General features: G+C 40.0%; 4 protein-coding genes and 1 pseudogene. 3 read left to right on the forward strand and 2 right to left on the reverse strand.

Annotation, left to right across the window (positions count from 1 at the left end):
• Positions 1 to 142 precede the first annotated feature (142 nt).
• Positions 143 to 439, forward strand: coding sequence for a hypothetical protein (locus B5J94_RS11900; RefSeq protein WP_062501539.1), 297 nt, complete (start codon positions 143 to 145; stop codon positions 437 to 439).
• Between the two features lie 43 nt (positions 440 to 482).
• Here the strand turns inward: B5J94_RS11900 and B5J94_RS11905 are convergent, their stop codons facing one another.
• Positions 483 to 1028, reverse strand: a complete 546-nt coding sequence (locus B5J94_RS11905; RefSeq protein ID WP_062501541.1) for a hypothetical protein — start codon at positions 1026 to 1028, stop codon at positions 483 to 485.
• Complete coding sequence (locus tag B5J94_RS11910; RefSeq protein WP_079364155.1) at positions 1025 to 1669, reverse strand: MobA/MobL family protein; 645 nt, start codon at positions 1667 to 1669, stop codon at positions 1025 to 1027. The genes B5J94_RS11905 and B5J94_RS11910 overlap by 4 nt, the downstream gene beginning before the upstream one ends.
• 31 nt (positions 1670 to 1700) lie before the next feature.
• On the opposite strand from B5J94_RS11910, the pseudogene B5J94_RS11915 reads away from it, so the two are divergent.
• Positions 1701 to 1967: pseudogene (locus tag B5J94_RS11915) on the forward strand (mobilization protein); the annotation flags it as partial.
• 406 nt (positions 1968 to 2373) lie between these two features.
• Positions 2374 to 3582, forward strand: a complete 1209-nt coding sequence (gene repM / locus B5J94_RS11920) for a replication initiation protein RepM (RefSeq protein WP_062501535.1) — start codon at positions 2374 to 2376, stop codon at positions 3580 to 3582.
• The last annotated feature ends 223 nt before the right edge of the window (positions 3583 to 3805 follow it).

The raw sequence follows: 3805 nt of genomic DNA on the forward strand, positions 1-3805 counted from the left end.
CACAATGGGTAACAGGTACAGGTACAGGAAAAACTAAAGCACTGGCTTGTACGGCTGCGAAAAAGAATGCAACGAGCAAAGCTCCAAGAGGCACTTATGCTCGTCATTGTGATTGTGGTAAGAAAATTTAAGGAGCTTTCAAATGCCTATTAGGTATAAAGAAGTAGTTAAAACTGTTGTTTTTGATGTAATTGATACTGATGATGATGGCTTGGTTTATAGACTTGAAGTTCTTAAATCCAGTAGTGGTTTTAGGGGCGAATTATTTAGATTGGACACATTTTCCTTACAGTGTTCTTTTGTTGATAGTAAACCAGACGAAAGTTTTTATGTATTAGATACTCACTCACATTCTATAGATTTGGACGAAAAGATATTTGATGACCCACAAAGTTGCATTGATTTTGTTGCCAATGCCTTACAAGAAAACTTTTCTTAGAAAATTAAACCCATTATTGTTGAAATCAATAATGGGTTTTTAATTACTTCAAATCCGCCACACAATACTTATCCCCCTTACTGCCGTAATTGCATTTACTTTCAATGACTTTTACGCATAACCGCTTGTCGCAATTACTGGTTTGTAGTCGTTTTAGATTTTGGGCTTTCTCAATTTGGGCGGTTAAGTGGTCTAATTCGGCTCGTCTAGCCCCTATCTCGTCTAAACTTGGCACAAACCACAACATAAAACCCATACAGCACGCCATAAACACCGCAAAACCGCCAAAATACCAAAGGTTAGCACGCCAATCCAAATCCTTTTTTGCCTGTTGCAAGTGGGCAGTTACTCCCCCTATGCGGTTTATTTGCATTTCTAATGCGTTTGTAGGGGCTTCTAGGGCGTTTTGGACACTCTCCCCTACCTGACACCTTACTACCCCCTTAAAATCGCTCCTAAGCGTTTCTAGGGCGGTTTTTTCGCTTTCTAGGGCTTTAATCGCTTTTTGAATGCTCTCGTCTTGCTGTTTGGACTTCTCCAAAAGCCCTAAAACCACTTCAATCAGCTCGGTGTTATCTTGGTTGCTCATCGGCTAAATCCCCTATCTTGGTTTTGTCTTGATTGCTCAATCTCTTGGGCTTGGCGTTCTCTCTCGGCTTGTTGTTCTGCCTGCCGTGCCTGTTCTCGTTGCTCTAAACGCTCCTGTAAGCGATTTTGTAGGCTTGCCTGTGCTTTGGCTAGTAAATCACTCTCTTGGGCTTTCTGTGGCTCTGTGGGGCGTTCTAGGGCGTTTTGGTGGTCTATTTGGGCGTTGTATGCCCTGCGTTCGTCATTGGCTCGGCTAATCTCGGTCTCTATCCCCTTTCGTCTCATTGCGGTTACTTGGGGTGTTTCGTGGATTTGCGGTATTTTGCCGTTTTCAAGTTCCTTGTGGCTACGGTGGTCTATACGCTCGGCTATCCCTGCTCGCTCCAAATGGGCGTTTGCTATGCGTTCCCAATCTTGGCGAATGCTGATGATTTCCTTGCTTGATGATTGCAAGCCTAATTCTTTTCGCTTGGCGTTGGATAGTTCAAGGTCTATTTTTTCTGTTAAAACAAGGCGGTTATCCGCCCCTAACTCGGCTTTTCTTGTGGTTAGCATTATGTGGGCGTGGTGGTTTCGCTCGTCCCCTGCTCGGCTTGGGGTATGTATGGCAACATCTGCCACTTTTGGTACTCTAAGGGACATTATTCCGTTTCTGATAAAAGGGGCTTAACCTATGGCTAAATCTATTGATGACAAGATAGCAGACTTTGAAACCAAGCTAAAACAGCTTAAAGAACAAAAGAAACTGGCTGAAAATCGTGAAAAGAAAAAAGCCAAAGAGAAAGAACGCAAAGATGAGACTAGGAGAAAAATTTTACTGGGTGCTATGTTGTTGCAGAGAATGAAAAATGATGAGCAGTACAATCAAAACATTCTTGCTTGGTTAGATAAATATTTAACAGAGAACAGAGACCGTAAGTTATTTGGTTTACCAGAGTTACCAGTAGAACCTAAACAGGTTCAACAAGAGCAGTCAAAAGACCAAGATTATTTTGGTTCTTTCAATGGTTCTATTGGTTAAAAAGACAAAGGAAAAATTTAAATTTTTGGTTAAAAAAAGAGCGAAGCGTTTTTTTTTAATTTGTATATATTTATAATAGTTTTATAGCCCCCCTGCAACCCTTGAAAATACTGGGGTTCTGGGGGGTATTTAACTAGGTTTGGTTACCAATAAAACTAGGTTTGGTTACCAATAAAACTAGGTTTGGTTACCAATAAAACTAGGTTTGGTTACCATTTAAATAATAAAAAAATAATTTTATTTTTAAATATGTATATGATATAATTATTTAAATTTAAAATTGGGTGTATAAACCTATTTAAATATTATTTAAGGTATTGATTTTATGGGAAGTTTAGTTGTTAAAGACAATGCTTTGATTGAAGCCAGTCATAGACTGGGCGAAGTTGAGCAAAGATTGGTGTTATTGGCAATCTTAAAGGCTCGCAATGTTGGCGACACCGTAGAACAGCTTAAAGACAAAATGCTGACCATACACGCAGATGATTACATCACAAACTTTGGTGGAACTCGTCAAGGGGCGTATAAAGCGTTAAAGCAAGCGGTTATGGGCTTGTTTGATGCTAAGTGGGGATACAAATACTTAACTGATAAGGGCGAACAGCGTGTACGCTATGAGCGTTTTACGCAGTCTGCCGACTATGGCGAAGGGGAAGGAACGGTTAAATTTATGTTTTCTACCGCCATTATTCCAATGCTTGTAGAACTAGAAAGACGGTTTACAAGTTATGAAATTGAGCAAGTCGCCCAATTATCAAGTAGTTACGCAATGCGATTGTATGAATTTTTTATGCGACATTTGGATAAAAAGACTGGCACAGGGTGGCTGGATATTTCCCTTGATGACTTGCGTTTTCGTTTTGGACTACTGCCGAACGAATACAAGACAATGAGTAATTTTAAGGCGTATGTATTGGATTTTGCCCTAAAACAAATCAATGAAAATACTGATTTATCAGCCACTTACACCCAAAAGAAACAAGGGCGGGTTATCGTTGGATTTCATTTTGAGTTTAAGCAAAAAGCCAATGCCAAACCCAAAAAGACCAAAGAGAACACCGAACGAGACCCCAACACCAAAGACATTTTTGACGGTTTAACCGATAAAGAGCGTGAAGTTGTCGCCAATAAGACCGCCTATGCAGACCAAAAGGGCATTACAGACCCTTTACACCGCCAAAACTTGATAAATCAGGGCTTAGAACAACACCGCCAAGCAGAGAAAGCCGAGAGAGAACGCAAAGAGCGTGAGAAAGCCAAAAGACAAGCCCAAAAAGCCAAAGAACAGGCGGACAAATTAGCCAAAGACGAACAGGAACGCCAAGAGAAAGAGCGAGCCGAACAGCGTAGAATATCATTCATTGAAATGTTTGAGAGCCTAGACGAGCAATACCAAGAGCAAGCCCTTGATGAAGTTGCCAAGAACTTTGATAATAATATCTTTTCAAAGTGGTTCAAGGAAGCACGAGAGCAAGGAGTAGCCCACAAAGACCCCAAATTCATTGGTAAGTTTTATGAGTTGTTTGGGTGGTGAAAGTAAATCTTATTTCAGTTGATTTTAAAAATATATCAATGTAGAATAAGTGAATTGTTTAATTTTAGAAGGGGTAAGACTATGCTCAAGAAAACATTAATTGTTTCAACAGCTTTACTTAATATGATATTATTTCCAGCAGTAGCCCAAGCCAAAACTTATACAGATACTGCAAAATGTGCAGTTATTGTGCATGATAAAAGTATTGCTCCTGCCAATCCAC

The organism is Moraxella lacunata, assembly GCF_002027545.1.
GTDB classification, from domain to species: domain Bacteria; phylum Pseudomonadota; class Gammaproteobacteria; order Pseudomonadales; family Moraxellaceae; genus Moraxella; species Moraxella lacunata.